The 5,386-nt window shown below is 44.7% G+C and carries 8 protein-coding genes and 1 pseudogene; all 9 read left to right on the top strand.

Annotated elements, in window-relative coordinates; all coding sequences use genetic code 11:
- Positions 1-456, top strand: a 456-nt coding sequence (locus BQ5209_RS11150) for a hypothetical protein (protein ID WP_001985428.1), incomplete at its 5' end; no start/stop codon positions are given.
- An 8-nt stretch (positions 457-464) separates the two neighbouring features.
- Entirely contained in the window at positions 465-1,451 is a 987-nt protein-coding gene (locus BQ5209_RS11145) for a Minor spike protein (RefSeq protein ID WP_000466547.1), read from the top strand.
- A 63-nt stretch (positions 1,452-1,514) separates the two neighbouring features.
- Entirely contained in the window at positions 1,515-3,056 is a 1,542-nt protein-coding gene (locus tag BQ5209_RS11140) for a replication endonuclease (RefSeq protein ID WP_000252566.1), read from the top strand.
- Complete coding sequence (locus tag BQ5209_RS11135) at positions 2,989-3,141, top strand: hypothetical protein (RefSeq protein WP_435988044.1); 153 nt, start codon at positions 2,989-2,991, stop codon at positions 3,139-3,141. Before BQ5209_RS11140 ends, BQ5209_RS11135 begins: the two co-directional genes overlap by 68 nt.
- Positions 3,074-3,313 (top strand): phage DNA packaging protein C, encoded by a 240-nt coding sequence (locus tag BQ5209_RS11130; protein WP_016670801.1) that lies wholly within the window; start codon positions 3,074-3,076, stop codon positions 3,311-3,313. The genes BQ5209_RS11135 and BQ5209_RS11130 overlap by 68 nt, the downstream gene beginning before the upstream one ends.
- Complete coding sequence (locus BQ5209_RS11125) at positions 3,310-3,768, top strand: scaffolding protein D (protein WP_000084700.1); 459 nt, start codon at positions 3,310-3,312, stop codon at positions 3,766-3,768. The genes BQ5209_RS11130 and BQ5209_RS11125 overlap by 4 nt, the downstream gene beginning before the upstream one ends.
- Complete coding sequence (locus BQ5209_RS11120; RefSeq protein WP_000033471.1) at positions 3,768-3,884, top strand: phage DNA packaging protein J; 117 nt, start codon at positions 3,768-3,770, stop codon at positions 3,882-3,884. Before BQ5209_RS11125 ends, BQ5209_RS11120 begins: the two co-directional genes overlap by 1 nt.
- A 36-nt stretch (positions 3,885-3,920) precedes the next feature.
- Entirely contained in the window at positions 3,921-5,204 is a 1,284-nt protein-coding gene (locus BQ5209_RS11115) for a major capsid protein (RefSeq protein WP_000065572.1), read from the top strand.
- Between the two features lie 110 nt (positions 5,205-5,314).
- Positions 5,315-5,386: pseudogene (locus BQ5209_RS11110) on the top strand (hypothetical protein); the annotation flags it as partial.

Genomic DNA, 5,386 nt, shown 5'->3' with positions numbered 1-5,386 from the left:
CCAGCTTCTTCGGCACCTGTTTTACAGACACCTAAAGCTACATCGTCAACGTTATATTTTGATAGTTTGACGGTTAATGCTGGTAATGGTGGTTTTCTTCATTGCATTCAGATGGATACATCTGTCAACGCCGCTAATCAGGTTGTTTCTGTTGGTGCTGATATTGCTTTTGATGCCGACCCTAAATTTTTTGCCTGTTTGGTTCGCTTTGAGTCTTCTTCGGTTCCGACTACCCTCCCGACTGCCTATGATGTTTATCCTTTGGATGGTCGCCATGATGGTGGTTATTATACCGTCAAGGACTGTGTGACTATTGACGTCCTTCCCCGTACGCCGGGCAATAATGTTTATGTTGGTTTCATGGTTTGGTCTAACTTTACCGCTACTAAATGCCGCGGATTGGTTTCGCTGAATCAGGTTATTAAAGAGATTATTTGTCTCCAGCCACTTAAGTGAGGTGATTTATGTTTGGTGCTATTGCTGGCGGTATTGCTTCTGCTCTTGCTGGTGGCGCCATGTCTAAATTGTTTGGAGGCGGTCAAAAAGCCGCCTCCGGTGGCATTCAAGGTGATGTGCTTGCTACCGATAACAATACTGTAGGCATGGGTGATGCTGGTATTAAATCTGCCATTCAAGGCTCTAATGTTCCTAACCCTGATGAGGCCGTCCCTAGTTTTGTTTCTGGTGCTATGGCTAAAGCTGGTAAAGGACTTCTTGAAGGTACGTTGCAGGCTGGCACTTCTGCCGTTTCTGATAAGTTGCTTGATTTGGTTGGACTTGGTGGCAAGTCTGCCGCTGATAAAGGAAAGGATACTCGTGATTATCTTGCTGCTGCATTTCCTGAGCTTAATGCTTGGGAGCGTGCTGGTGCTGATGCTTCCTCTGCTGGTATGGTTGACGCCGGATTTGAGAATCAAAAAGAGCTTACTAAAATGCAACTGGACAATCAGAAAGAGATTGCCGAGATGCAAAATGAGACTCAAAAAGAGATTGCTGGCATTCAGTCGGCGACTTCACGCCAGAATACGAAAGACCAGGTATATGCACAAAATGAGATGCTTGCTTATCAACAGAAGGAGTCTACTGCTCGCGTTGCGTCTATTATGGAAAACACCAATCTTTCCAAGCAACAGCAGGTTTCCGAGATTATGCGCCAAATGCTTACTCAAGCTCAAACGGCTGGTCAGTATTTTACCAATGACCAAATCAAAGAAATGACTCGCAAGGTTAGTGCTGAGGTTGACTTAGTTCATCAGCAAACGCAGAATCAGCGGTATGGCTCTTCTCATATTGGCGCTACTGCAAAGGATATTTCTAATGTCGTCACTGATGCTGCTTCTGGTGTGGTTGATATTTTTCATGGTATTGATAAAGCTGTTGCCGATACTTGGAACAATTTCTGGAAAGACGGTAAAGCTGATGGTATTGGCTCTAATTTGTCTAGGAAATAACCGTCAGGATTGACACCCTCCCAATTGTATGTTTTCATGCCTCCAAATCTTGGAGGCTTTTTTATGGTTCGTTCTTATTACCCTTCTGAATGTCACGCTGATTATTTTGACTTTGAGCGTATCGAGGCTCTTAAACCTGCTATTGAGGCTTGTGGCATTTCTACTCTTTCTCAATCCCCAATGCTTGGCTTCCATAAGCAGATGGATAACCGCATCAAGCTCTTGGAAGAGATTCTGTCTTTTCGTATGCAGGGCGTTGAGTTCGATAATGGTGATATGTATGTTGACGGCCATAAGGCTGCTTCTGACGTTCGTGATGAGTTTGTATCTGTTACTGAGAAGTTAATGGATGAATTGGCACAATGCTACAATGTGCTCCCCCAACTTGATATTAATAACACTATAGACCACCGCCCCGAAGGGGACGAAAAATGGTTTTTAGAGAACGAGAAGACGGTTACGCAGTTTTGCCGCAAGCTGGCTGCTGAACGCCCTCTTAAGGATATTCGCGATGAGTATAATTACCCCAAAAAGAAAGGTATTAAGGATGAGTGTTCAAGATTGCTGGAGGCCTCCACTATGAAATCGCGTAGAGGCTTTGCTATTCAGCGTTTGATGAATGCAATGCGACAGGCTCATGCTGATGGTTGGTTTATCGTTTTTGACACTCTCACGTTGGCTGACGACCGATTAGAGGCGTTTTATGATAATCCCAATGCTTTGCGTGACTATTTTCGTGATATTGGTCGTATGGTTCTTGCTGCCGAGGGTCGCAAGGCTAATGATTCACACGCCGACTGCTATCAGTATTTTTGTGTGCCTGAGTATGGTACAGCTAATGGCCGTCTTCATTTCCATGCGGTGCACTTTATGCGGACACTTCCTACAGGTAGCGTTGACCCTAATTTTGGTCGTCGGGTACGCAATCGCCGCCAGTTAAATAGCTTGCAAAATACGTGGCCTTATGGTTACAGTATGCCCATCGCAGTTCGCTACACGCAGGACGCTTTTTCACGTTCTGGTTGGTTGTGGCCTGTTGATGCTAAAGGTGAGCCGCTTAAAGCTACCAGTTATATGGCTGTTGGTTTCTATGTGGCTAAATACGTTAACAAAAAGTCAGATATGGACCTTGCTGCTAAAGGTCTAGGAGCTAAAGAATGGAACAACTCACTAAAAACCAAGCTGTCGCTACTTCCCAAGAAGCTGTTCAGAATCAGAATGAGCCGCAACTTCGGGATGAAAATGCTCACAATGACAAATCTGTCCACGGAGTGCTTAATCCAACTTACCAAGCTGGGTTACGACGCGACGCCGTTCAACCAGATATTGAAGCAGAACGCAAAAAGAGAGATGAGATTGAGGCTGGGAAAAGTTACTGTAGCCGACGTTTTGGCGGCGCAACCTGTGACGACAAATCTGCTCAAATTTATGCGCGCTTCGATAAAAATGATTGGCGTATCCAACCTGCAGAGTTTTATCGCTTCCATGACGCAGAAGTTAACACTTTCGGATATTTCTGATGAGTCGAAAAATTATCTTGATAAAGCAGGAATTACTACTGCTTGTTTACGAATTAAATCGAAGTGGACTGCTGGCGGAAAATGAGAAAATTCGACCTATCCTTGCGCAGCTCGAGAAGCTCTTACTTTGCGACCTTTCGCCATCAACTAACGATTCTGTCAAAAACTGACGCGTTGGATGAGGAGAAGTGGCTTAATATGCTTGGCACGTTCGTCAAGGACTGGTTTAGATATGAGTCACATTTTGTTCATGGTAGAGATTCTCTTGTTGACATTTTAAAAGAGCGTGGATTACTATCTGAGTCCGATGCTGTTCAACCACTAATAGGTAAGAAATCATGAGTCAAGTTACTGAACAATCCGTACGTTTCCAGACCGCTTTGGCCTCTATTAAGCTCATTCAGGCTTCTGCCGTTTTGGATTTAACCGAAGATGATTTCGATTTTCTGACGAGTAACAAAGTTTGGATTGCTACTGACCGCTCTCGTGCTCGTCGCTGCGTTGAGGCTTGCGTTTATGGTACGCTGGACTTTGTAGGATACCCTCGCTTTCCTGCTCCTGTTGAGTTTATTGCTGCCGTCATTGCTTATTATGTTCATCCCGTCAACATTCAAACGGCCTGTCTCATCATGGAAGGCGCTGAATTTACGGAAAACATTATTAATGGCGTCGAGCGTCCGGTTAAAGCCGCTGAATTGTTCGCGTTTACCTTGCGTGTACGCGCAGGAAACACTGACGTTCTTACTGACGCAGAAGAAAACGTGCGTCAAAAATTACGTGCAGAAGGAGTGATGTAATGTCTAAAGGTAAAAAACGTTCTGGCGCTCGCCCTGGTCGTCCGCAGCCGTTGCGAGGTACTAAAGGCAAGCGTAAAGGCGCTCGTCTTTGGTATGTAGGTGGTCAACAATTTTAATTGCAGGGGCTTCGGCCCCTTACTTGAGGATAAATTATGTCTAATATTCAAACTGGCGCCGAGCGTATGCCGCATGACCTTTCCCATCTTGGCTTCCTTGCTGGTCAGATTGGTCGTCTTATTACCATTTCAACTACTCCGGTTATCGCTGGCGACTCCTTCGAGATGGACGCCGTTGGCGCTCTCCGTCTTTCTCCATTGCGTCGTGGCCTTGCTATTGACTCTACTGTAGACATTTTTACTTTTTATGTCCCTCATCGTCACGTTTATGGTGAACAGTGGATTAAGTTCATGAAGGATGGTGTTAATGCCACTCCTCTCCCGACTGTTAACACTACTGGTTATATTGACCATGCCGCTTTTCTTGGCACGATTAACCCTGATACCAATAAAATCCCTAAGCATTTGTTTCAGGGTTATTTGAATATCTATAACAACTATTTTAAAGCGCCGTGGATGCCTGACCGTACCGAGGCTAACCCTAATGAGCTTAATCAAGATGATGCTCGTTATGGTTTCCGTTGCTGCCATCTCAAAAACATTTGGACTGCTCCGCTTCCTCCTGAGACTGAGCTTTCTCGCCAAATGACGACTTCTACCACATCTATTGACATTATGGGTCTGCAAGCTGCTTATGCTAATTTGCATACTGACCAAGAACGTGATTACTTCATGCAGCGTTACCATGATGTTATTTCTTCATTTGGAGGTAAAACCTCTTATGACGCTGACAACCGTCCTTTACTTGTCATGCGCTCTAATCTCTGGGCATCTGGCTATGATGTTGATGGAACTGACCAAACGTCGTTAGGCCAGTTTTCTGGTCGTGTTCAACAGACCTATAAACATTCTGTGCCGCGTTTCTTTGTTCCTGAGCATGGCACTATGTTTACTCTTGCGCTTGTTCGTTTTCCGCCTACTGCGACTAAAGAGATTCAGTACCTTAACGCTAAAGGTGCTTTGACTTATACCGATATTGCTGGCGACCCTGTTTTGTATGGCAACTTGCCGCCGCGTGAAATTTCTATGAAGGATGTTTTCCGTTCTGGTGATTCGTCTAAGAAGTTTAAGATTGCTGAGGGTCAGTGGTATCGTTATGCGCCTTCGTATGTTTCTCCTGCTTATCACCTTCTTGAAGGCTTCCCATTCATTCAGGAACCGCCTTCTGGTGATTTGCAAGAACGCGTACTTATTCGCCACCATGATTATGACCAGTGTTTCCAGTCCGTTCAGTTGTTGCAGTGGAATAGTCAGGTTAAATTTAATGTGACCGTTTATCGCAATCTGCCGACCACTCGCGATTCAATCATGACTTCGTGATAAAAGATTGAGTGTGAGGTTATAACGCCGAAGCGGTAAAAATTTTAATTTTTGCCGCTGAGGGGTTGACCAAGCGAAGCGCGGTAGGTTTTCTGCTTAGGAGTTTAATCATGTTTCAGACTTTTATTTCTCGCCATAATTCAAACTTTTTTTCTGATAAGCTGGTTCTCACTTCTGTTACT

Origin of the sequence: Gilliamella mensalis (assembly GCF_900103085.1) — a bacterium.
Classification (GTDB): Bacteria; Pseudomonadota; Gammaproteobacteria; order Enterobacterales; family Orbaceae; genus Gilliamella; species Gilliamella mensalis.
The sequence above is the reverse complement of the archived record's forward strand: the minus strand, read 5'-3'. Positions and strand labels throughout refer to the sequence as shown.

Excerpts from the sequence above, each read along its gene's own strand:
- BQ5209_RS11145 (WP_000466547.1), top strand. The coding sequence starts at position 465 with ATGTTTGGTGCTATTGCTGGCGGTATTGCTTCTGCTCTTGCTGGTGGC.
- BQ5209_RS11140 (WP_000252566.1), top strand. The coding sequence starts at position 1,515 with ATGGTTCGTTCTTATTACCCTTCTGAATGTCACGCTGATTATTTTGAC.
- BQ5209_RS11125 (WP_000084700.1), top strand. The coding sequence starts at position 3,310 with ATGAGTCAAGTTACTGAACAATCCGTACGTTTCCAGACCGCTTTGGCC.
- BQ5209_RS11120 (WP_000033471.1), top strand. The coding sequence starts at position 3,768 with ATGTCTAAAGGTAAAAAACGTTCTGGCGCTCGCCCTGGTCGTCCGCAG.
- BQ5209_RS11115 (WP_000065572.1), top strand. The coding sequence starts at position 3,921 with ATGTCTAATATTCAAACTGGCGCCGAGCGTATGCCGCATGACCTTTCC.